Raw genomic sequence first — 22,242 nt, 5'->3', positions numbered from 1 at the left:
CCGCACGGACCAGGGAAGGGGCGCTCTTCGGGGCGCCCCTTCCGCGTGCCGGGTCAGGACTCCCCCTCGACGCCCGGCTCGGGCCTGACGGCCTGCAGGATGCGGTGGAGGTTCATGCCGATCGCGGCCGCCGAACCGAAGGGGACCGTCTCCGTGGACGACTCGTAGGCTGCCGTCTCGAGCACCTTCAGGGTCCGCTCGGCGTCGTGGAGGTTCTCGTCGCCGCATTCCTCGACCGTCCACAGGTCCAGGACGTTGCCGACGGCGGTGAAGGCCTCCTGCAGGGGCGGGCGGACCGCCTCGGGGAGGGACTGCTCGGTCGCCGTCCCGTGGAGCCCGTCCTGCAGCATGTTGGTGATGTTCAGGGTGTGCGAGGCGACGATCTCCAGGACTTCGACGTGCCGGTAGTCGCGGCGCATGTCCCGCGGATGGAAGCGCCGCCGGACGTTGCCCTTCCGGCTCTCGTTCGCGTACTGGAGGGCGCTCCGGGCGTTCCGGACGGACGCCGTGAGGTCGTCACGGCGTTCCCCCCACCGCGGGTCGTCCCCGGCCCAGTCCTCCTCGAGTGCCTCGCCCATCTCCTGGAGCTGGCGTGCCGCCGTCCGCCGGAGGCCGCTCATCTGGCCCACCGCGTCATTGAGGTGGAGCGGCGGCAGGATGAGCGCACTGACCGCGAGGCCCACGCCCACCCCCACGAGGGTCTGGACGAGGTAGCCCAGCGAATACCCCAGGTTCTCGTTGCCGATGACGAGCACGAACAGCCCGGCCGAGGCGATCCCCGACCCGCCGCCGGCCGTCCTCCTGAGCACCCCGCTGAGGAGGACGCCCGCCCCGACGACGAACGCGATGGTGACCCAGTCCGGGTCCCCCGCCCACACCGCGACGTACGCGAGGAGGATCCCGATCGCGAGCCCGACGACGGTCTGCAGGCCGAGCTTGAGGGTGCCCGCCACCGTCGGGTAGATCGCCAGCAGCGCACCCAGCGGCGCGTAGTACGGGTACTCGGCCGGCGTCCCGGGGATGGCCTGGGCGATGGTCCAGGCGAGCGCCGCGGCGAAGGCGGCCTTGACCGCCAGGAGGAGCTGCGGGGCGAGGACCGCGGCCCGCAGCCGCTCCCTGAGGTCGCCGTCGAAGCGGGCGGCGAGCACGCCGAGGCCCGGGTGGATCCTGATTGTGGGCATCCCGCAGTATGGCAGCCGAACCTTGGCGTCCGATCCGCGGCGGCAGGGGTGGCCCGCCCCTTCTCCGGGATGCGGGCACGCTGCATACTGGCGGCATGACCAACCTCACCACGCAGCAGATCCTCGACGCCGGCCTGGCCGACTGGCGCCAGCTCGCCCGGGCCCTGCACGCCCGCTTCGTGACCGGCGACTTCGCCACGGGCCTCGCCCTCGTCGCTGCGATCGGTGACCTCGCGGAGCAGGCCGGCCACCACCCCGACGTCGTGCTGACCTACCCGCACGTCGACGTCACGCTCCTCAGCCACGACGCCTCCGGGGTGACGCAGCGCGACGTCGACCTCGCGCGCCGGATCAGCGGGATCGCGGGTGAACGCGGCATCCCGGCGGACCCGTCGGCGCCCGCCGTCGTCGAGCTCGCCCTCGACACCGCCGACGTGGCCGCCGTCGGCCCGTTCTGGGCCGCCCTGCTGACCGGGGACGCGACCGCGGTGGACGGCGACGACGTCGCGGACCCGGGCGGGCGCGTCCCGACCCTGTGGTTCCAGCACACCGACGCGCACGAGACGCCGCGTCAGCGCTTCCACCTCGACCTCTGGGTGCCGCACGATGCCGCGGAGGCCCGGATCGCCGCCGCCGTGGCCGCGGGCGGACGCGTGGTCGACGACACGCGGGCGCCGTCGTTCACGGTCCTGGCGGATGCCGAGGGCAATCGCGCCTGCGTCTGCACCACCCTTGACCGCTGAACGGACCGCGGAGACGACCATGACCCACGAGAGCGCAGCACCGGAGGACATCGAGGTCCTCGTGGTGGGTGCGGGCCCCACGGGCCTGATGCTGGCGAACTGGCTCGTGAAGCTGGGACGGCGCATCGCGCTGATCGATGGCAAGGACGGACCGACGGTCGAGTCCCGGGCCCTCGGCGTGCACTCGCGGTCCCTGGAGATCTACGACCAGCTCGGGGTCATCGACCGCGTGCTGGCCGAGGCGGTGCGCGTGGAGTCCGTCCGGCAGGGCTTCGGACATGCCTCCTTCGCGCCCGTCCCGCTCACCAGGCTGGGACAGGGGATCACGCCCTACCCTGGCATCCACGTCCTGGAGCAGAGCGCCAACGAGCGGATCCTCGGCGACAACCTGCGCACCCTCGGGGGGACCGTGCGGTGGCGGCACCGGCTGGTGTCGCTGGAACAGGTCGACGACGGCGTCCTCGCCGTGGTCGAGGGCCCGGACGGGCCGTCGACGATCCGCGCGCGGTTCGCGGTCGGCTGCGACGGAGCGGGCTCCACCGTCCGGTCCCTGTGCGGCACGGACTTCGAGGGCACCACCAGCCGGCAGAGCTTCTACCTCGTCGACGCCGTGGGCGTCGGCGGGCTGGACCCTGCGTCCGTCAACGTCCGCCTCGGTGCCACGGCCTTCCTGCTCGCGTTCCCCATGCGGTCCGCCGAGGACGGCAGAACCGGGCAGCGGCTCATCGGTACGGCCGGTGACGACGCCGCGCCGGACATCACCGAGGAGGGTGCACGCCGCCGCATGGCGGAGGGCTTCGGCGTCACCTATGAGGACTCCCGGTGGTTCTCCACCTACCGCGTGCATCACCGGATCGCCGCGCGCTTCCGGACCGGCTCCGTGTTCCTCGCCGGCGACGCGGCCCACGTCCATTCGCCGGTCGGTGCGCAGGGCATGAACACCGGACTCCAGGACGCCCACAACCTCGCGTTCAAGCTCCACGACGTCATCTCGGGGCGCGCCCCCGAGGCGCTCCTCGACCGCTACGGGGCGGAGCGCCGCCCCGTGGCCGTGCGCCTCCTGCAGACGACGGACACCGCGTTCCGCGGGCTCACCTCCACGTCGAGGAGGGCGGTCCTGGTGCGACGCTTCGTGCCGCGGATGGTGGTCCCCGTCATCGTCTCGGTGCTCCCCCGCCTGCCGATCGGCCGCCGTCTGGCCGGGTACCTCGGCCAGGTGCGCATCCACTACCGCATGGAGGGTGCGCAGGAGGGACGACGCAGGGACGCCGTCGTCGGCCGCCGGCTGCAGTGGACCGGGGACAATTTCGACGCGCTGCGGTCGGCGTCCTGGCAGCTGCACCTGTACGCCCCCGACCCGGCGGCGGCACGGCGCGCGGAAGCCTCCGCCGTCGGACTCGGGCTCCCGCTGCACCGCTTCGGCTCCACCGGCTCCACCCCCCTGCGGCCCGGCACCCTGTACCTCGTGCGGCCGGACGGCTTCGTGGCCGCCGCGTCCGCACCCGCCGAGGCCGTCACCGTGTTCCGCGCGGCGCGCGCCCCCTCGTCCGCCGCGCATCCCGGGGGGAAGGACGAACGACCCTGACGGACACCCGGCCGGCGCGCCGCGGCTGCTATCGTGGTGCAGCCCGGTGACCACCAGCAGGAAGCCCCCCATGACCCCGCCACGCCCGGACCGGACCGCACTGCCGGCCCGGCGGTCCTCGGTCCTCGCGGTCTTCGCGGCCGTCCACGTCCTCGCCTTCGTCCTGCTGCTTCCCCGCATCATCGCGGGCGAGACCTACGGCGATGTGGTCCTGTACCGCCACTGGGCGTTCCACGGCTTCAGCACGGGCGTCTGGCTGGGGATCGACGATGCCTGGGTGTACCCGGCCGGGGCGATGCTCCCGATGATCGTCGCCGGCCTCCTGGGGCAGGAGCTCTACCTGCTCGGGTGGTTCCTGCTGTGCCTGGTCCTGAACCTGACCGCCGTGCTGGCCCTGCTGAACAGCGGCGCCACGCGCTACGGGTGGCAGGCCGCCTATCTCTGGACGCTGCTCACGGCGATCCTCGGGCCGGTCGCTTTCGCCCGTGTGGACGGTGTCACAGGACCCCTCGTCGTCGTCGGGCTGATCTGCGCGGCCGCGCACCCGGTCTTCGCGTCGTCCGTCCTGTCCCTGGCCACCTGGATCAAGGTCTGGCCGGCAGCGGCGGTGCTCGCGCTGCTCATCACGGCCCGGGCGAGGGGGCGGGTCGTCCTCGCCGGCCTCCTGGTGTCCGGGGTGATCGTCGGAGTAGCGGCGTCCCGGGGCGGACTCGGGAACGTCGTCGGCTTCCTGTCGACGCAGGGCGAGCGCGGGATGCAGCTCGAGGCACCCCTCGCGACACCCGGTCTGTGGCAGGCGATCCTCGGCGACGCGACCACCGTGGAATTCAACGCGGAGATCCACACCATGGAGATCCGCGGCTCGTTCGCGGAGCCCCTGGCCGCCCTGATGGACGCGTTCCTGTGCCTCGCCGTGGCGTCCATCGCCCTGCTCATGGTGGCTGCGCTGAGGAAAAGGGCCGACCGCGCCCAGCTCGTCGTCACCGGGACCCTCGCCCTCGTCGGCGCCCTGATCGTCTTCAACAAGGTGGGCTCTCCCCAGTTCATGCTCTGGCTGGTCGCCGTGATCTCGGTGGGTGCCGCACTGAACGGCCGTCGGTGGATCGTCCCGAGCGCCCTGATGGTCCTGATCGCCGTCCTGACCACGCTCGTCTACCCGATCTTCTACATCCAGCTGCATGAGGCGCTGCAACCCGGCGTCGCGCTCCTCCTCTCGGCACGCAACCTGCTCGTCGTCGTCGTCTTCGGGTGGGCCGTGCGGCAGCTTCGACTGCTGCCGAGCAGCGTCCCCGGAACGGCACCCCTGACGCCGCTGAGCCGGCGGTAGGACGGCCGACCACCGCCTCCCGGCCTCCGCCCGTTCCCAGGCGTCCCGCTCCGGTGTCGGTAGCAGCGTCTAGGCTTCGGAGTCGGGCACGGTGACGGCCGGCACTCCGGTGAGCGGCCGGTGAGGGACAAAGGGTGGGGAGGAGGAGGCGATGGATGCTTCCGGTGCGTCCGGGGCGGCGCTGGGCCGGCCGGTCGGCGCGGTCGAGGGCGGCTCGCTCATGCCGTCGGGATACGCCTCACCCGCCCAGGACTGGTTCGAGGACCGGATCGACCTCAACCGCCACCTCATCAGGGACATCACGAGCACGTACATCGTGCGGGTCTCCGGGGACGCCATGGACGGTGCCGGCATCTCCGACGGGGACGAGCTGATCGTCGACCGCGCCCTCCGCCCGCGGGACGGCGCCGTGGTCATCGCCGTGCTCGACGGCGAGCTCGTCATCCGGCGGATCCGCATCACCTCCTCGGGGGTGGCCCTCGTCGCTGCGGGCCCGGAGTACCCGCCCATCCCCGTCCCCGATCCCGACTCCCTCGTGATCTGGGGCGTCGCCACCCGGTGCCTGCACCGTGTCTGAGCACGGCAGCAGCATCGCGCTCGTCGACGTCAACAACTTCTACGTCTCCGCCGAGCGGGCCTTCGACCCGTCGCTCGAAGGCCGGCCCCTCGTGGTGCTCTCGAACAACGACGGCTGCGTCATCACCCGCAGCCCGGAGGCGAAGGCCCTCGGCATCACGATGGGCACGCCGTGGTTCAGGATCGCGGACCAGGCGCGCGGCTGGGGGCTGCAGGTGCGCTCCAGCAACTACGAGCTCTACGGCGACCTGAGCGCCCGCGTCATGGAACTGCTCGGCCGGTACACCGGGAACCTCGAGATCTACAGCATCGACGAGGCCTTCCTGACCCTCTCCGGGCCACGGGACGCCCAGCGGCGCGCCGGCACGGAGATCCGGACCACCGTGCGCCGCAACGTCGGGCTGCCCGTGTGCGTGGGCATCGCGCCGACCAAGACCCTCGCCAAGCTCGCCAACCGCTGGGCCAAGGGCAATCCGGAATTCGACGGCGTCTGCCACTGGAGCCTCGTCCCCGAGGAGAACCGGCGGTCCCTGCTCCGGCGGCTCGCGGTCTCGGACGTCTGGGGCGTCGGGGCGAAGAACGCGCGGAGGCTGAACGCGATCGGGATCGACACGGCCTGGGATCTCGCTGCCGCGGACCCGGTGGCCGTCCGCAAGCGCTTCTCGGTGGTCCTGATGCGGACCGTCCTGGAACTGCAGGGCACACCGTGCATCACGGGGCGCGAGTCCACCGGCAACGAGCAGGTCCTGTACTCCCGCTCCTTCGGGACGCCGGTGAGCACCCGGGAGGCGATGCATCAGGCCCTCAGCGTCTACGCGCAGGGCGCCGCCTCCCGCCTGACCAGGAAGCGCCTGCAGGGGCGGGTCATCACGGCCTTCGCCGCCACGTCCCCCTTCAGTGCGGGCAGGAAGAGTTCGCCCACCGTCTGCGTCCCCCTGCCGGCGCACACGGCGGATCCCCTCGAACTGTCGCGTGCCGCGGACACGCTCCTCCCCCTGATCGAGGAGGGCCTGCCGTACATCCGCGCCGGAGTCATCGTCACCGACCTCAGGCCCACGGGCGCCCAGGACACCCTGCTGCCCGCCGAGGGGCCGGTCCTCAAGGACACGGGACCCCTCCTGCAGGACGTCGGCCGGCGCTTCGGGAGGTCGGCCATCGGGCTGGGGCATGCCGGTTTGAAGGCCGGGTCCGACTGGACCATGAAGCGGGACATGCTCTCGCCGCACTACACGACGAAGTGGTCGGAGCTACCGGTGGTCAGGGCCCGCTAGGTGTCCTGCCCGGGGAGGTCGGGAGCCGGCGCTACGCGGCGTCGACGCTGAGGAACACGCCGTCGAGGTAGGCGCGGAGAGCCCGCGGGCTGAAGGGCTTCGCCATGAACTGGTCGGACCCCGCCGCCAGGCACTGCTCCTCGGTGAGGTGCGGGGGCCGCGCGGAGATGGTGAGGATATGCGCCTCCGAATGGGCCCGGAGCCGAGGGCACAGGTCGAGGCCGTCCACGTCCGGCAGGTTGAGGTCCAGCGTGATGAGGTCCGGCTGGACCGCGTCGACAAGGCGCTGGCCCTCCGCCCCGGTGCCGGCCTCGTACACGGTGAACCGGCGCCCGGACAGCACGATGACGAGCAGCCGGCGGATATCGGCGTCGTCCTCGATGACGACCGCGCTGCGCTGCAGCATGTCCACTCCCGGACCTCCTCCCGTGTCGTCGCCGTGATCATCAGCTACCTTACCGTTTTCGGCGGCGACGCGCTCGAACCCGAGCTCGGCGCCCGTGGAATCGGCGCCGGCGAGGATGAGCGGGTTGAGCACCACGATGTAGCTCATGGCGAAGAAGGTGGCGAGTCCGCCCCGGATCTCACGGGAGACGGACGACCCCCGCTGGGTGATGTGGAAGTAGCGATCCAGCACGGAACCGGTTTTGAGCATGGGAGGTCNCGGGCTCACCCTCGGCGGCCCGCGCCACGACGTCGTCGAGCTCGTCGAGGGTGAGCAGGTCACGCCGCAGGTGCCGCGTGCGGTAGCCGGCGCGGCCCACCATGTGCGCCGACACGGGGCTGGTGAGCAGCTGGAAGATCCAGCACAGCACCAGCACCGGGACGAGCACCCAGCTCTCGAACTCCACGGCGAGCGCGAGGAGGAACAGCAGCAGTCCGAGGACCTGCGGCTTGGTCGCGGCGTGCATCCGGGAGAGCAGATCCGGGAAGCGCGCGAGGCCGATCCCCGCTGCCAGCGACATGAGCGCACCGCCGATCAGGAGGACCGAGACGATCACATCGTTCACCATGCCGCTACTTCCTGTCCGTGACGAAGCGGGCCACCGTGACCGAGCCGATGAATCCGATGAGCGAGATCGTGACCAGCAGCACGAGGTTGTCCAGGTGGCGGCCCGCCACCATGTTCAGGACCAGTCCCGCGCCGACGACCGCCAGGACGACGTCGAGCGCCAGGACGCGGTCGAGGATCGAAGGTCCGCGGACGGCCCGGTACAGTGCCAGCAGGACGGCGACCGTCAATATTCCCCCGGCGACATACACGGCGACCGTCATGGGCGTGCCTCCTCGGCGGTAAGTGCGTCGAGGTCCTTGCGGCTCCCCATGATCCGGATGAGCCAGACCTCCGTGGCGCGGACGTCGCGCCGGATGGCCTCGGCGTCCTCCTCGGTCCGGATGTGCAGGCAGTGGAGGTAGAGGGTCGACGTGGAGCGGTCGACCTCCAGGACGAGGGAGCCCGGGATCAGCGAGATGGCATGCCCCGTGGCCGTGACGAGGAAGTCCGAGCGGCTGCGCAGCTGGACGGCCACCACGGCGCTCCGGAGGGAGGGACCCCGCGTCACGGCCAGCCAGAACACCTCGGCACTGGCGACCACCAGCCGGTACAGGAACCGGCCGAGGAACGGGACGACCCACAGCACGTTGAACCGACCCGTCAGCTCGACGGGCGGCAGGTAGAAGAAATTCACGACGGCGTACGCGATGATCGCCCCGAACACCAGGTTGCCGGGGCCGAAGTCCTGCCACAGGGCCCCCCAGACGAGGACGAGCCAGATGACGAGCGGCAGCTCCGTGATGAGGGGGATGCGCTGGCGGCTCATCCGTCCGCCCCCGGCCCGAGCACTGCCTCGATGTAGGGGGTCCGGTCGAGCATCTCCTGGGCCGCGTCGTCGCTCAGCTCGAACAGCGGCCCGGCGAGGACCATCAGGGCGAGGCCGAGGGCGACGAGGCCGATCGTCGGTCCCGTCATGGTCCGCGGCAGGAGCGTCACGGGATCCTTGCCGGCGAAGCGCCCGGTGTCCTCGCCCGTCACATGGCGGGAGGTGCCCACGCTGGAGCCGTCGGCCTTGCTCGCGAGCAGGATGGGGTCCGGGTCCTCAGCGTCCGCGGGGCTGCGCCAGAACGCCCGGTTCCAGACCCGGGCCATGACCAGGAGGGTCAGCAGGCTCGTCAGCACTCCCCCGGCGACCAGCGCGTACGCGAGCGGCGTGCCGAGCTCCACGCCGGCCTGGATCAGCCCGAGCTTGCCGAGGAAGCCCGAGAACGGCGGGATCCCGGCGAGGTTCATGGCGGGCAGGAAGAAGAGGATGCCGAGGAGCGGCGAGAGCTTCGCGAGTCCACCGAGGCGGTCGACGTTCGCCGTCCCGCCCCGACGCTCGATCAGTCCCGTGACGAGGAAGAGGCTCGTCTGCACGGTGATGTGGTGGGCCACGTAGTAGACCGCGGCCCCGAGGCCGATCCGCGAGGAGATGGCCAGCCCGAAGACCATGTACCCGATATGGCTGACGAGGGTGAAGGACAGGAGCCGCTTGATGTCCGACTGCGCGAGCGCCCCGAGGATGCCCACCACCATCGTGAGCAGCGCGACGATCATCAGGAGCGAATTGATGCGGTCGCCGGGGAAGAGGAGTGTCTCGACGCGGACCATCGCGTAGACGCCCACCTTGGTCAGCAGGCCGGCGAACACGGCGGTCACCGGGGCGGGCGCCGTGGGGTACGAGTCCGGCAGCCAGAAGGACAGCGGGAAGACCGCGGCCTTGATGCCGAAGGCCACGAGCAGCATGAGATGGAGCACCATCTGCGTCGCAGGGTCCACCGTCTCCAGTTTCACCGCGAGGTCCGCCATGTTGACCGTTCCGGTTGCCCCGTAGATCATCGCGATCGCGATCAGGAACAGCATGGAGGACACCACGCTGACGACGACGTACGTCACCCCGGCGCGGATGCGCGGCGCGGTGCCGCCCAGGGTCATGAGGACGTAGCTCGCGGTCAGCAGGATCTCGAAGCCGACGTACAGGTTGAAGAGATCGCCCGTGAGGAAGGCGTTGGACACCCCCGCCACGAGGATCAGGTAGGTGGGGTGGAAGATCGAGACCGGTCCGTCCTCGTCGCCGTCGGCCATGCCCTGTCCGGCGGCGTAGATCAGCACCGCGAGGCTGATGGCGGAGGACACCACGAGCATCAGGGCGGAGAACTGGTCCACCACGAGCACGATGCCGAAGGGGGGCTCCCAGCCGCCGAGCCTCACCGCGTGGGTCCCCGTGGAAGGGGCGGCGAGCAGCATCACCACCTCGACGATCAGGGTCACGCTGAGCGTCGAGATGCTGACGGCCCGCTGTGCCCGCGAGTGCCGGATGAGCAGGAACGTGACGGCCGCCCCGAGGAACGGCAGGACGATCGCGAGGGGGGCGAGGTCGGCGGCGATCACCGGCGATCCTCCCGCCGGCGCGTCCGGGCAGCAGGATCATCGTCGCTGCGGGCGGTGCCCACCTCGAGCGTGGCGGCGCCGTCGTAGGCGGTCGCGCCGCTGCGCCCGGCCGGGGCGTCGTCGTCGAAGAACTCCGAGGTCTCGGCGACGACGTCGGCGTCGTCCTCCCAGTCGTAGCTGTCCTGGTCCGCGACGCGCCGGTCCTCGGGATCGTCCTGGACGTCGTCCTCGCGGCCGAGGACCCACGAACGGTAGATGATGCCGAGCATGAACGCCGTGACCGCGAACGTGATGACGATCGCCGTCAGGATCAGGGCCTGCGGCAGGCTGTCCGTGTACTCCTCGGCGGGGGTCCCCGAGACGTAGAGCGGCGACTTCCCACCGCCTCCGCTCATGGCGAGGATGAGGATGTTCGCGCCGTTGCCGAGCAGGATCAGGCCGAGCAGCACGCGGGTCAGGCTCCGTTCGAGCAGCAGATAGATCCCGGCGGCGAAGAACGCCGCCATGAGCACGATCAGCGTGAGGTTGACGGTCACGGCTGGACTCCTTCGACGGCGGGCGGCACGAGCGCATCGGACCCGGAGGCCTCCTCGATGGGGCCTTCCGCCTCGCTGCGCTCGTCGATCTCCGAGCCCAGGCTGCGCAGGACGTCCAGGACGAGACCGACGACGATGATGTAGACCCCGATATCGAAGATGGTGGACGTCACGAACTTCACGTCGCCGAAGACCGGCAGCCAGAATTCGAGGATGTAGCTCTCCAGGACCGCGCCGCCGACCAGCAGGGGCGCGGCCGCGGCGAGGGAGACGATCGCGAGCCCGATCCCCAGCAGCGCGCCGGCGCTGACCGGGCTGGCCTCGGCCAGCTCGAACCGTCCGCCCGCCAGGTAGCGGATGGCGAGGGCGAGCCCTGCGGTGAGTCCTCCGGCGAAGCCCCCGCCCGGCAGGTTGTGACCGGCGAAGAGCAGGTAGATGGACAGCACGATGATGGTGTGGAAGAGCAGCCGGGTGATGACCTCGAAGATGATGGACCGGCGCTCGGGCGCGAGGGTCCTGCCCGCCACGAGCCAGGGGTCGCGGGGGACGTCGGTGAACCGCGCCGCGAGCTCCCGGGCGGCGCCGGCCCGACCGGCCGCGTCCAGCGGCTCCTGGCCCCGGTCCACCGAACCGTCCTCGACGTCGTGGGCCCGGCGCCGCGTGTCGCCGCGACCCCGGACGAAGATGAGGCTCGCGATCCCCGTCGCGGCGATCGCCAGCACGGTGATCTCCCCGAAGGTGTCCCAGGCCCGGATGTCGACGAGCAGGACGTTGACGGCGTTGGCGCCGCCGCCGTCGTCGTAGGCCATCGCCGGGTACGCGAGGGAGATGGGCGCGGCGTTGCGCGAGGCCATGGCGGACATGGCGATCACGGCCATGATCCCGCCGAAGGCCACACCGAGCCCGGCCCGCAGGACCCGGTGCCGGCTCCCCGCGCGGTTCCAGAGCCGGGCCGGCAGGGAGCGCAGCGCGAGCACGAAGGCGACCAGCACGATCGTCTCGACGAGCATCTGGGTGAGGGCGAGGTCGGGGGCGCCGTGCAGCGCGAAGATCGCCGCCATGCCGTACCCGGTGATCCCGACCATCAGGACGGCCATGAACCGCTTGGTGGACCGGAGCGCGGCGATGATGCCCACGATGATGACCAGCGCCGCGACGACCTGCGCGGGCGACTCCGCGATCCTGATGGCGGACGGCATGGGGGCGTCGAACAGGACGAGGGCCGCGAGCGGGGTGACGACGGCGGTCGTCAGGATGACGAAGAGGTAGAAGGACAGCGAGCCGCGCTGCGTGCGCCCCGTGATCCACACGGCGACGTCGTCGAGGACGCCGATCAGCGAGCGGTACACGACCTCCGCCTCCCGGACCGCGGGAAGGCGCCCCTGGAGCCGTTCGAACGGCGAGCGCAGCAGGTACAGCGCCGTGCCGGCCACGATCGTGACGATCGAGAGGAGCAGCGGCAGGTTGAGGCCGTGCCAGAGGGCCAGGTACGGCGTCTCGCCCTCGGCCGGGAACAGGGCCACGTAGGGCTGGATCACGGCGTCCAGCGGTGCGGGCCAGAGCCCGAACAGCACGGATGCGACGGCCAGCACGGCGGGCGCCAGGAGGAAGGACGTCCGGACCCGCTTGAACGGGGTCTGCGGCTGGCCGTGCTTGAGCGCGAAGGCGCCCCACACGAAGCGCGCGCTGTAGGCGAAGGTGAGGATGGACCCGAGGACGATGCCGCCGAGCAGGAGCGTGCCGACGGTCCCACCCTCCGCGCGGTGGACGAACGCCTCGAGGACCGATTCCTTGGCCACGAAGCCCAGCAGCGGCGGCACCCCGGCCATCGATCCGGCGGCGACGAGGGCGACGGCGAACAGGGCGGGCGAGGTGGCGCCCACGCCGGACAGGACCCGCAGGTCGCGGGTGCCGGACTGGTGGTCGATGATGCCGACCACCAGGAAGAGCGTGGCCTTGAACAACCCGTGCGCCAGCAGCAGCGCGAGGCCGGCGAGGGCGCCGTCGCGCCCCCCGAGCCCCACCACCATGGTCAGGAAGCCGAGCTGGCTCACCGTCCCGTACGCCAGCACGAGCTTGAGGTCGAACTGGCGCAGCGCGCGCCAGCCGCCGAGCAGCATGGTGGCCATACCGAGCCCGAAGATCACCGGGTACCAGAAGGCGGTCTCCGAGAACCCGGGGGCGAAGCGCGCCACCAGGAAGACCCCGGCCTTGACCATCGCCGCCGCATGCAGGTACGCGCTGACGGGCGTGGGGGCGGCCATGGCCCCCGGCAGCCAGAAGTGGAAGGGGACGAGCGCCGACTTCGTGATGGCACCGACCAGCACGAGACCGATCGCCACGTCGATCAGCAGGCCACCGGCTGCGAGGGTCCCGGCGTCGGCCAGGATCGTGGAGATGCGGTAGGTCCCGGCCTCCTGCCCCAGGATGACCAGGCCCACCAGCATCGCCAGGCCGCCGAACGTCGTCACGATCAGCGCCTGCAGGGCGGAGCGTCGGGCGGAGAGCCGCTGCCGGGAGTACCCGATGAGCAGGTAGGACAGGATCGTGGTCAGTTCCCAGAAGATGAACATCAGGATCAGGTCGTCGGCGGTGACCAGACCGAACATCGCCGCGGCGAACGCGAGGAGCTGGGCGCCGAATGCGCCGACGTCGGGATCATCGTTCTTGAAGTAGCGGGCGCAGTAGAACAGGACGAGGGCGCCGACGCCGAGGATCAGGATGCACAGGACCGCTGCGAGGGCATCGAGCCGGAAGGTCAGCTCGATCTGCAGGCTGGGGATCCAGGGGATGGTGAGCGACGGCGGGGCACCGGGACTGCCGTTCGGCGCTGCCTGGTCGGACGCCAGAACCCGCGGGAGTTGGGTCAGGAGCCAGACGAAGCCGGCGGCGGGAGCCGCGGCGAGGACGAAGAAGGCCGACCGCCCGAACCGGGAGAAGAGCACGGGCGCCCCGAGTGCCAGCACGAACATCGCGAGCAGCACGGTGAGCATGGGGTCTCGATCTTCCGCTGGGGGCCGGTCGGGCTCCGTCAGTCTATCGGCGGAATTGCTTCAACATTTCAGTGTTACTCCCCTTGCGCCCGCCCGGACGGGGCCGGGGCGCCTCGGCGTGACGGGGATCATGCGGCGCTAGCATTCACCGTATGAGCACCCATGAGCCGCTTCCGCTGCCGGCGGAGGCACCCGCCTCCGCCCCTCCCCGCGGCTCCGGCCGCATCTTCAGCCGGCCCGTCCTGGCCTGGGCGTCGTGGGACTGGGGGGCGGCGGCCTTCAACGCGGTGATGACCACCTTCGTGTTCACGGTGTACCTCACCTCGGACGCGTTCGGCGGCGAGGCACGCGCGTCGCAGGTCCTCGGATGGGGCCTCGCGGCGGCCGGCCTGCTCATCGCGCTGCTCGCCCCCGTCATCGGGCAGCGGTCCGACAGCGGGGGGCGCCGGAAACTCTGGCTCGGGGTGAACAGCGCGATCGTGGCCGTCCTGACGGCCCTGTGCTTCTTCGTCTTCCCCAGCCCGGAGATGCTGATCCTCGGCGTCGCCCTGATCGCCGCGGCGAACATCTTCTTCGAGTTCGCGGGCGTCAACTACAACGCGATGCTGACGCAGGTCTCGACGCCGGCGACGATCGGGCGCGTCAGCGGATTCGGCTGGGCCATGGGCTACGTGGGCGGCATCGTCGCCCTCGTGGTGGTCCTCGTGGTCTTCATCGAGCCCGTCGTCGACTGGCCGGGAGCCTCCGGCGAGGACGGACTGAACATCCGCCTCGTGGCCGTCTTCTCCGCCCTGTGGTTCGCGGCGTTCGCCCTGCCCGTGATGTTCACCGTCCCGGAGGTCCCCCGGAAGGCCGCCGCGGCCCAGGTGGCATTCTTCGCCTCCTACGGCCTGCTCCTGCGCCGCGTGAAGGCGATCTACCGCCAGAGCCCGCACACCATCTTCTTCCTGCTGGCGAGCGCCGTCTTCCGGGACGGGCTCGCGGCGGTGTTCACCTTCGGCGGGATCCTGGCGGCGGGCACCTTCGGATTCTCGACGAGCATGGTGATCGTCTTCGCCATCGCCGCGAACGTCATCGCGGCGATCGGGGCGGTCGTCGGCGGGTTCCTCGACGACCGCATCGGGCCCAAGCGGGTCATCATCGGCGCCCTGATCGGCCTGCTGGTCGCGGGGACGGCGATCCTCGTCCTGGGTACCGGATCGTATTCCTTCTTCGGCATGGACTGGACCGCGGATACGACGTTCTGGGTCTTCGGACTGCTGCTGACGCTCTTCGTCGGCCCGGCGCAGTCGTCCTCCCGCGGGTATCTCGCGCGCCTCGCCCCGGTGGGTGACGAGGGGGAGCTGTTCGGCCTCTATGCGACGACCGGCCGGGCCGTCAGCTTCATGGCCCCGGCGCTGTTCGCGCTGTGCATCGGCATCTTCGGCTCGCAGCTCTACGGGGTGGTCGGGATCCTCGTGGTCCTCCTCGCGGGGCTCCTCCTCCTGCTGCCGGTCAGGCCGCCGGCGCAGGTGACGCGCGCCGTCGTGCCGGAGGCCTGACCCCGCGGGTCAGATACTGGTGCGGTGGAAGTTCAGGTGGCTGCGCGACGCCGTCGGGCCCCGCTGGCCCTGGTACCGGTTCCCGTACTCGCCCGAACCGTAGGGGTGCTCGGCGGGGGACGTGAGCCGGAAGAAGCACAGCTGGCCGATCTTGGACCCCGGCCACAGCTTGATCGGCAGGGTGGCCATGTTGGACAGCTCGAGGGTCACGTGGCCGGAGAAGCCGGGGTCGATGAACCCGGCGGTGGAGTGGGTGAGCAGCCCCAGGCGGCCGAGCGAGGACTTCCCCTCGAGGCGTGCGGCGATGTCGTCGGGCAGCGTGACCGTCTCGTAGGTGGAGCCGAGAACGAACTCGCCCGGGTGCAGGATGAACGGCTCGTCGGGCGCCACCTCCACCAGGCGCGTGAGCTCCGGCTGGTCCTCGGCGGGGTCGATGTGCGCGTACTTGTGGTTGTCGAAGAGCCGGAAGTAGCGGTCGATGCGGACGTCCACGCTGGAGGGCTGCACCATCGCGGGATCGAGCGGTTCGAGGACGATCCGCTGGGCTGCCAGTTCTGCTCGGATGTCGCGGTCGGAGATCAGCACCGTCCAACGTTACCAGTCCGGCAGGCCTGGTCCCCCGCCGCGGATCAGCGTCCGATCTCCGTGCGGACCGCGAAGAGTTCGGGGAAGAACGTGAGCTCGAGGGCCCGCTGCAGGAAGCCGACCCCGGAGGAGCCACCAGTCCCCGCCTTGAACCCGATCGTCCGCGCGACGGTCTTGAGGTGCCGGAAGCGCCACAGCTGGAAGTTGTCCTCGAGGTCCACGAGTTCCTCGCACGCCTCGTAGACGTCCCAGTGGCCCGCGGCGTCCTCGTAGACCTGCTTGTAGACCGCGACGAGCCCCGGGGTGAACTCGTGGGCGAGGCTGACGTCGCGGGAGAGCAGATCCGCCGGGACTGCATAGCCCCGCCGGGCCAGGAGGGCGATGAACTCGTCGTACACGCTGCTCGTCACCAGGAGTTCCGCGAGGAGGGCCCGCGCCTCGGGGTCGGCGTCGAACACCTCGATCATCGCGGCGTTCTTGTTGCCGAGCAGGAACTCGACGGCGCGGTACTGGTAGGACTGGAAGCCGCTCGAGGACCCGAGGTCGCCGCGGAACTCCGCGTACTCGGACGGCGTGAGGGTCGCCAGGACGGACCACTGCTCGGTCAGCGAGCGCTGGATGTGCTTGATGCGGGCGATGCCCTTCATCGCGGCCCGCAGGTCATCGGCCCGCAGGTGCACCCGGACGGCGCGGAGTTCGTGCAGCACGAGCTTCAGCCACAGCTCGGAGGTCTGGTGCTGGATGATGAACAGCATCTCGTCGTGGTGCTCCGGCGAGCTCACGGGGTGCTGCGCGTCGAGCAGCCGGTCCAGCTCCAGGTACGAGCCATAACTCATCTTGTCCGAGAAATCCCGCTCGATGCCCTGCTCCAGGTCGCGGGTGTTCCGCTCCACGCTCATGCGGCCAAGCCTACGTGCCGCGGGGTGCCGCCGGGATGTCGGTCCGCAGGTCTACCTTGGGGACCAGTCGAAGGAGACCCATGCCGCGAACCACGCCCGGAACCACGCCACGCACCCCCTGCAGCATCGTCCCACCGCACCTCCTCATGCGCCTCGCCGCCCTGCAGGACGCCCGCTACGCCGTCGCGGCCGACGCGGCACGCCACGCCCTGCGGGAACTGGACCCCCTGAGGCATGCCCGCGCGGAGGCCCTCCGTGCTCCGGTGCGGCGCCGGCCCGCCGTCGTCGGGACGCTGACGCGCCGCATCCACGACGCCGGCGGCCGGGAGGAGCTCCCCGGGGACCTCGTCCGGGGCGAGGGAGCCGCGGCGACGGGCGATCCCGCCGCCGACGAGGCCTACGACGGCCTGGGGTTCACCTACAGGCTGTTCAGCGAGGAGTACGGGCGCTCCTCGATCGACGGCGCCGGCATGGCCCTCGCCGCCACGGTGCACTACGGGACCGGCTACGACAACGCCTTCTGGGACGGCGAGCGCATGGTCTTCGGCGACGGAGACGGCGAGATCTTCGGCCGCTTCACGGCGTCCCTCACGGTCATCAGCCACGAACTCGCCCACGGGTTCACCCAGTACTCCACGAACCTCGAGTACCAGGGCCAGTCCGGCGCGCTGAACGAATCGCTCTCGGACGTCTTCGGGGTGCTCGTGGAACAGCGGCACCTCGGGCAGGACGCCGCCTCGGCGTCCTGGCTCGTAGGCGCGGGCCTCTTCACGGCGGACGTGCAGGGCGTCGCCCTGCGGTCGCTCCGGGCGCCGGGAACGGCGTACGACGACGACGTGCTGGGCAGGGATCCCCAGCCCAGCACCATGGCGGACTACGTCGAGACGGCGTCGGACAACGGCGGGGTGCACATCAACTCCGGGATCCCGAACCATGCCTTCTACCTCGCCGCCACCGCGATGGGCGGCCGGGCCTGGGAGGGCGCCGGGCGGGTCTGGTACGACGCCGTCCTCAGCGGGGGCATCCCGCCGGACTGCGACTTCCCGACGTTCGCGGCCGCCACGACGGACGCCGCGCGCGCACGTTTCGGGGCCGCCGGCCGCGAGGCGGTCGCGGACGCGTGGTCCGCGGTGGGCGTCCTGCCGTGAGGATCGTGATCACCCGGTCCGGGGGCGTGGGCGGGCTGACGCGGACGTGGAGCCTGGAGGTCGGCCGGGCGGAGGCCGAGCAGCGCTGGCTGCCGCTCGCCGAAGCGGAAGCCGAAGCGGAAGCCGAAGGGGACGCAGTTCCCGGGGCGGGCGTGCGGCAGCCGGATGCCGGCCCGCCGCCGCCGGACGCGGCGCGGGACCGGTTCACCTACCGCATCACGGTCGGCTACACCGAGGTGTCCGTCCCCGAGAGCCGGCTCGCGGCGCCGTGGCGGGAGCTGATCGAGCGGGCCCGCGAGGCGACCCGGAGCAGTCCCGGACCGGGCGAGGGCGGGGGGCCCGCACGGGGCGCCGACCGCTCCTCAGGCGTCGAGGACGGCGCGCCGGAAGAACTGTTGTAAGGTGATGGAGCAGTTTCAACTGCAGTGCGGGCGTAGCTCAATGGTAGAGCGCTAGCTTCCCAAGCTCGATACGCGGGTTCGATTCCCGTCGCCCGCTCTCTCCCCTCCCCCGGCGGGGCCCCCGAGGCCCGCCGCGTGTGGCCCAGGACACCCCCCGCCTCGCCGCCGTCCCGCCGGATCGGCAGTATCCTTGAGGCGATGAATCGCACAATGTTCGCGTCGAAGATCCACCGCGCCACGGTCACGCATGCCGATCTGCACTACGTCGGCTCGGTGACCGTGGACCTCGACCTGCTCGACGCCGCCGGCATCCTGCCCGGCGAACTCGTGTCGATCGTCGACATCACCAACGGCGCCCGGCTCGAGACGTACACCATCGCGGGCGTCCGGGGGTCGGGCGTGATCGGCATCAACGGCGCCGCGGCGCACCTCGTGCACCGCGGCGATCTGGTCATCCTGATCACCTACGCGCAGATGACCACCGAGGAGGCGCGAGCGTTCACGCCCACGGTCGTCCACGTGGACGCGGACAACCGGATCGTCGAGCTGGGTTCCGATCCGGCCGAGGCGGTCACCGAGGGTCTCGAGCGGCCGCCGTTCGCCCTCGACAACACCACCATCCCCGCCTGAACGGCTCCTGCCGCACCGCCTCCGGCCTACCATGTCCGGCCGGAGCCGTGCAGCCTCCGGTTCCGGTCGCGTAACACCAAGCATGCTGCCTAGCGCATCCTGCCCTCAGGGCTTAGGGTCGAAAAGCAAGCTTGCTTAGGCTGTCGATTCGATAGAACCGTCAGCCGGGTTGTCTACGAGGATGTGGAGGCTCGGTACGAATGCCGACTAGTCGAAGAACGCGCAATGCCGTGAAGAACCGACCGAAGGCCGCTGTCCTGGCGGGCCTGGTGATCGGAACGATGGCCATGAGCGGGTGCGGCCCCGCGGAGGCCGATAACAGCCTGACCTGGTACATCAACCCCGACGCGGGGGGCCAGGCCGAGATCGCCCAGAGATGCAGTGACGAGTCCGGTGGCCGCTACAGCATCGAGACCTCGCTCCTCCCGAATGACGCGGCCTCGCAGCGGGAACAGCTCGCACGTCGCCTCGCAGCAGGTGATTCGTCGCTCGACATCATGAGCCTCGATCCGCCGTTCGTCGCCGAACTCGCCGAACCGGGCTTCCTCGCGCCCGTTCCCGACGACGTCGCTGCAGCCACCACCGAGAACGTCGTCGAGGGCGCCCTGGCCGGGGCCACCTGGAAGGACGAACTCGTGACCGTCCCGTTCTGGGCCAACACGCAGATCCTCTGGTACCGGAAGTCGGTCGCCGAGGCCGCGGGCCTCGACATGAGCGGACCCGTCACCTGGGAGCAGATCATGGAGGCGGCCCGGACCCAGGACAAGACCCTCGGGGTACAGGGCGCCCAGGCCGAATCGATGACGGTGTGGGTCAACGCCCTCATCGAGTCGGCGGGCGGGTCCATCATCGTGGACCCCGAGGCCACGGCGGAGACCATCGAACTGGGGCTGGACACCGAAGCAGGGATCGCGGCGGCCGACGTGATCTCCACCATCGGCGAGGACGGCCTGGGCGGTCCCGGCCTTCCGACGCAGGCCGAGAACGAATCCCTCATCGGTTTCCAGGGTGACTCGGGCTCCTTCATGGTCAATTGGCCCTTCGTCTGGCCCGCCACGGTCGCCGCGGTCGAGGCCGGCACGCTGGACCAGGCGGTCCTCGACGACATCGGCTGGGGCATCTACCCCAGGATGTCGGAGGACCAGGAGGCAGCCCCACCGCTCGGGGGCATCAACCTCGGCGTCGGCGCCGAGAGCGACGACCCGGAGCTCGCCTACGAGGCGATCCAGTGCATCGTCTCGGTCGAGAACCAGGCCGAGTACTTCGTGACCAACGGCAACCCGCCGGCGAACACCGAGGCCTACGAGGATCCACGCATCGAGGAGTCCTTCCCCATGTCGGAGACCATCAGGGACTCCCTCCAGGTTGCGGCACCCCGTCCGCAGACCCCGTTCTACAACGAGGTCTCCACCGGCATCCAGCAGACCTGGGCGCCGCCCGCCGCCGTCGATCCCGAGACCACTCCGGAGACGTCGAGCAACTTCATCACTTCGGTCCTCAGAGGGGAGCAACTCCTGTGACCTCCGCCATTCCCGCGAAGACCACGACGGCGTCGTCCACCGAGCCCGGCCCGCGGCTGGACGTCGGCAACGGCAACCGCAACGGCAAGAAGCCGCGGAAGCAGTACAGCGACCGGGCACGTGCGGAACGGCGGCTCGGCTGGATACTTGCCGGGCCGGCGTTCCTCGTCATGCTGGCCGTCACGCTGTACCCGATCCTGCAGGCCGTGTACGACTCCCTCTTCCAGTTCCGCCTCACGGCGCCGGAGGAGCGGGCGTTCATCGGCCTGCAGAACTACGCCGTGATCCTCACGGACCCGGTGTGGTGGTCCGGGCTGTGGACCACGGTCTTCATCACCGTGGTCACCGTGATCGTCGAGCTCATCCTCGGCTTCGCCCTCGCCCTGGTGATGCACAAGGCCCTGAAGTCCGTCCGTGGCCTGCTCCGCACGGCGATCCTCGTGCCGTACGGCATCATCACCGTGGTGTCGGCGTTCGCCTGGTTCTACGCGTTCGACATCAACTCCGGCTACGTGAACAACTGGTTCAGCTGGGTGCCCGGGATCGACGAGAACCTCAACTGGTTCGCCCAGGGCGGGACGGCCCTGTTCGTGATCATGGCGTCCGAGATCTGGAAGACCACGCCGTTCATCTCCCTGCTCCTCCTCGCGGGCCTCGCCCAGGTACCGGACGAGCTCAGCGAAGCGGCGAAGGTCGACGGCGCCACCTGGTGGGAGCAGATGCGCAAGGTCATCATCCCCAACATGAAGGCCGCGATCATGGTCGCGGTGCTCTTCCGGGCGCTGGACGCCTTCCGCATCTTCGACAACGTGTTCATCATGACCAACGGCGCGTACGGCACGGAAGTGCTGTCGCTGCTCGCCTACCGGCAATCGATCAGCAGGCTCGAGATCGGGCTCGGCTCCGCCGTGTCCGTCCTCCTGTTCCTGTGCGTCCTGCTGATCTGCTTCGTGGCGATCAAGCTGTTCAAGGTCGATCTCGCCGGATCCCAGGGAGGAAAGTAATGACGAACACCAGCACCCGGGGCAAGGTCCTGTGGGCGATCGTCTCGGTCCTCGTCCTCGTCTACGCGCTGTTCCCCGTCCTCTCGATCCTGGCGACGTCCTTCAAGGCGCCGAGTGACCTCACGAGCGGCACGTTCCTCCCGTCGTCGGGCACTGCCACGACGAGCAACTACGAGCAGATCCTGGTCGGCGACGCCCAGGGCCTGTTCCTCTCGGCGCTGCGCAACTCCGTCGGCATCGCCCTGATCGCGACGTTCATCGCCGTCGTCCTGGCGACGCTGTGCGCCTACGCGATCGCCCGCCTGGACTTCCCCGGGAAAAAGGTCATCCTGACGACGGCGCTGGCCGTCTCGATCTTCCCGGTGATCTCCATCGTGACGCCGCTGTTCAACCTGTGGCGCACCATCGGCCTCTACGACACCTGGCTCGGCCTGATCATCCCGTACCTCTCGCTCACCCTGCCCATCTCCATCTGGACCCTCGCCGCGTTCTTCCGGCAGATCCCGTGGGAGCTGGAGCAGGCGGCCCAGGTGGACGGGGCGACGACGTGGCAGGCGTTCCGCAAGGCGATCGTGCCGCTGGCCGCACCCGGTGTCTTCACGACGGCGATCATCGCGTTCTTCATCGCATGGAACGACTTCGTGTACGGCATCTCGCTCACCTCGACCGAAGCGGCCCGCACGGTTCCGGCGGCGCTCGCCTTCTTCACGGGAGCCTCGCAGTTCGAGGCCCCCACGGGCGCCATCTCGGCCGCCGCGATCATCGTCACGATCCCGGTCGTCCTGCTGGTCCTGCTGTTCCAACGCCAGATCGTCTCAGGCCTGACCTCGGGCGCCGTCAAGGGCTAACGCCCCTTCACGGCGCGCTCAAGAAAA

Annotated in this window: 22 protein-coding genes, 1 tRNA gene and 1 pseudogene; 13 read left to right on the top strand and 11 right to left on the bottom strand. The window is 70.4% G+C overall.

What is annotated here, in order from left to right:
* Nucleotides 1-53 precede the first annotated feature (53 nt).
* A complete protein-coding gene (locus RY94_RS02865; RefSeq protein WP_082046013.1) occupies nt 54-1,181 on the bottom strand; it encodes an FUSC family protein in 1,128 nt (375 codons plus the stop codon).
* Nucleotides 1,182-1,276: 95 nt separating this feature from the next.
* Between RY94_RS02865 and RY94_RS02860 the strand changes: the two genes are divergently transcribed.
* The 5 genes from RY94_RS02860 (at nt 1,277) to RY94_RS02840 (ending at nt 6,683) form a co-directional block, all read left to right on the top strand.
* Nucleotides 1,277-1,924 carry a 4a-hydroxytetrahydrobiopterin dehydratase gene (locus RY94_RS02860; RefSeq protein WP_043441621.1) on the top strand — a complete coding sequence of 216 codons (648 nt, stop codon included), beginning with the start codon at nt 1,277-1,279 and terminating at the stop codon, nt 1,922-1,924.
* 19 nt (nt 1,925-1,943) lie between these two features.
* Nucleotides 1,944-3,509 (top strand): FAD-dependent monooxygenase, encoded by a 1,566-nt coding sequence (locus RY94_RS02855; RefSeq protein WP_052273870.1) that lies wholly within the window; start codon nt 1,944-1,946, stop codon nt 3,507-3,509.
* Between the two features lie 70 nt (nt 3,510-3,579).
* On the top strand, nt 3,580-4,836 hold the full coding sequence (locus tag RY94_RS02850) for a glycosyltransferase 87 family protein (protein WP_043441618.1): 1,257 nt from the start codon (nt 3,580-3,582) through the stop codon (nt 4,834-4,836).
* Between the two features lie 220 nt (nt 4,837-5,056).
* Nucleotides 5,057-5,413 (top strand): LexA family protein, encoded by a 357-nt coding sequence (locus tag RY94_RS02845; protein WP_043443376.1) that lies wholly within the window; start codon nt 5,057-5,059, stop codon nt 5,411-5,413.
* Nucleotides 5,406-6,683 carry a Y-family DNA polymerase gene (locus tag RY94_RS02840; protein WP_043441615.1) on the top strand — a complete coding sequence of 426 codons (1,278 nt, stop codon included), beginning with the start codon at nt 5,406-5,408 and terminating at the stop codon, nt 6,681-6,683. The genes RY94_RS02845 and RY94_RS02840 overlap by 8 nt, the downstream gene beginning before the upstream one ends.
* A 31-nt stretch (nt 6,684-6,714) precedes the next feature.
* Here the strand turns inward: RY94_RS02840 and RY94_RS18280 are convergent, their stop codons facing one another.
* From RY94_RS18280 to RY94_RS02805, 8 genes and pseudogenes are all read right to left on the bottom strand, one after another.
* The gene (locus RY94_RS18280) at nt 6,715-7,089 is read right to left on the bottom strand and encodes a response regulator transcription factor (RefSeq protein ID WP_231554450.1); all 375 of its coding nucleotides are present in this window, start codon (nt 7,087-7,089) and stop codon (nt 6,715-6,717) included.
* Between the two features lie 42 nt (nt 7,090-7,131).
* Nucleotides 7,132-7,338: pseudogene (locus RY94_RS18275) on the bottom strand (NCS2 family permease); the annotation flags it as partial.
* Nucleotides 7,268-7,696 carry a monovalent cation/H(+) antiporter subunit G gene (mnhG, locus tag RY94_RS02830; protein ID WP_082046011.1) on the bottom strand — a complete coding sequence of 143 codons (429 nt, stop codon included), beginning with the start codon at nt 7,694-7,696 and terminating at the stop codon, nt 7,268-7,270. The pseudogene RY94_RS18275 and the gene mnhG, both read right to left, overlap by 71 nt.
* Nucleotides 7,697-7,700: 4 nt before the next feature.
* Nucleotides 7,701-7,958 carry a monovalent cation/H+ antiporter complex subunit F gene (locus tag RY94_RS02825; RefSeq protein ID WP_043441611.1) on the bottom strand — a complete coding sequence of 86 codons (258 nt, stop codon included), beginning with the start codon at nt 7,956-7,958 and terminating at the stop codon, nt 7,701-7,703.
* Nucleotides 7,955-8,503: a Na+/H+ antiporter subunit E gene (locus RY94_RS02820; RefSeq protein ID WP_043441608.1), complete on the bottom strand. Its 549-nt coding sequence runs from the start codon at nt 8,501-8,503 to the stop codon at nt 7,955-7,957. The genes RY94_RS02825 and RY94_RS02820 overlap by 4 nt, the downstream gene beginning before the upstream one ends.
* Nucleotides 8,500-10,110 carry a Na+/H+ antiporter subunit D gene (locus tag RY94_RS02815; RefSeq protein WP_043441605.1) on the bottom strand — a complete coding sequence of 537 codons (1,611 nt, stop codon included), beginning with the start codon at nt 10,108-10,110 and terminating at the stop codon, nt 8,500-8,502. Before RY94_RS02815 ends, RY94_RS02820 begins: the two co-directional genes overlap by 4 nt.
* Nucleotides 10,107-10,646, bottom strand: coding sequence for a Na(+)/H(+) antiporter subunit C (locus RY94_RS02810; protein ID WP_082046010.1), 540 nt, complete (start codon nt 10,644-10,646; stop codon nt 10,107-10,109). The genes RY94_RS02815 and RY94_RS02810 overlap by 4 nt, the downstream gene beginning before the upstream one ends.
* Entirely contained in the window at nt 10,643-13,639 is a 2,997-nt protein-coding gene (locus RY94_RS02805) for a Na+/H+ antiporter subunit A (RefSeq protein ID WP_052273868.1), read from the bottom strand. Before RY94_RS02805 ends, RY94_RS02810 begins: the two co-directional genes overlap by 4 nt.
* 152 nt (nt 13,640-13,791) lie before the next feature.
* Between RY94_RS02805 and RY94_RS02800 the strand changes: the two genes are divergently transcribed.
* Nucleotides 13,792-15,180, top strand: coding sequence for an MFS transporter (locus RY94_RS02800; protein ID WP_043441602.1), 1,389 nt, complete (start codon nt 13,792-13,794; stop codon nt 15,178-15,180).
* 9 nt (nt 15,181-15,189) lie between these two features.
* On the opposite strand, the gene dcd is transcribed toward RY94_RS02800, so the two are convergent.
* Together dcd and RY94_RS02790 are read right to left on the bottom strand one after the other, a co-directional pair.
* Nucleotides 15,190-15,765, bottom strand: coding sequence for a dCTP deaminase (gene dcd, locus RY94_RS02795; protein WP_043441600.1), 576 nt, complete (start codon nt 15,763-15,765; stop codon nt 15,190-15,192).
* A gap of 44 nt (nt 15,766-15,809) precedes the next feature.
* Nucleotides 15,810-16,664 (bottom strand): tryptophan 2,3-dioxygenase, encoded by an 855-nt coding sequence (locus RY94_RS02790; RefSeq protein WP_043441598.1) that lies wholly within the window; start codon nt 16,662-16,664, stop codon nt 15,810-15,812.
* Between the two features lie 80 nt (nt 16,665-16,744).
* Here RY94_RS02790 and RY94_RS02785 point away from each other — a divergent pair, with 80 nt between their 5' ends.
* From RY94_RS02785 to RY94_RS02755, 7 genes are all read left to right on the top strand, one after another.
* Nucleotides 16,745-17,812 (top strand): M4 family metallopeptidase, encoded by a 1,068-nt coding sequence (locus RY94_RS02785; protein ID WP_052273867.1) that lies wholly within the window; start codon nt 16,745-16,747, stop codon nt 17,810-17,812.
* The gene (locus tag RY94_RS02780) at nt 17,809-18,213 is read left to right on the top strand and encodes a protealysin inhibitor emfourin (protein ID WP_156134997.1); all 405 of its coding nucleotides are present in this window, start codon (nt 17,809-17,811) and stop codon (nt 18,211-18,213) included. The genes RY94_RS02785 and RY94_RS02780 overlap by 4 nt, the downstream gene beginning before the upstream one ends.
* A 26-nt stretch (nt 18,214-18,239) precedes the next feature.
* Nucleotides 18,240-18,310 (top strand) — tRNA-Gly (locus RY94_RS02775).
* Nucleotides 18,311-18,411: 101 nt separating this feature from the next.
* Nucleotides 18,412-18,843, top strand: a complete 432-nt coding sequence (gene panD / locus RY94_RS02770) for an aspartate 1-decarboxylase (RefSeq protein ID WP_197060578.1) — start codon at nt 18,412-18,414, stop codon at nt 18,841-18,843.
* Nucleotides 18,844-19,043: 200 nt separating this feature from the next.
* Entirely contained in the window at nt 19,044-20,363 is a 1,320-nt protein-coding gene (locus RY94_RS02765) for an extracellular solute-binding protein (protein ID WP_043441592.1), read from the top strand.
* A 56-nt stretch (nt 20,364-20,419) separates the two neighbouring features.
* Nucleotides 20,420-21,367: a carbohydrate ABC transporter permease gene (locus tag RY94_RS02760; protein WP_043443365.1), complete on the top strand. Its 948-nt coding sequence runs from the start codon at nt 20,420-20,422 to the stop codon at nt 21,365-21,367.
* Nucleotides 21,367-22,215, top strand: coding sequence for a carbohydrate ABC transporter permease (locus RY94_RS02755; protein WP_043441590.1), 849 nt, complete (start codon nt 21,367-21,369; stop codon nt 22,213-22,215). The genes RY94_RS02760 and RY94_RS02755 overlap by 1 nt, the downstream gene beginning before the upstream one ends.
* Nucleotides 22,216-22,242 lie beyond the last annotated feature (27 nt).

Origin of the sequence: Arthrobacter sp. L77 (genome assembly GCF_000816565.1) — a bacterium.
GTDB lineage: Bacteria > Actinomycetota > Actinomycetes > Actinomycetales > Micrococcaceae > Arthrobacter_D > Arthrobacter_D antioxidans.
The sequence above is the reverse complement of the archived record's forward strand: the minus strand, read 5'-3'. Positions and strand labels throughout refer to the sequence as shown.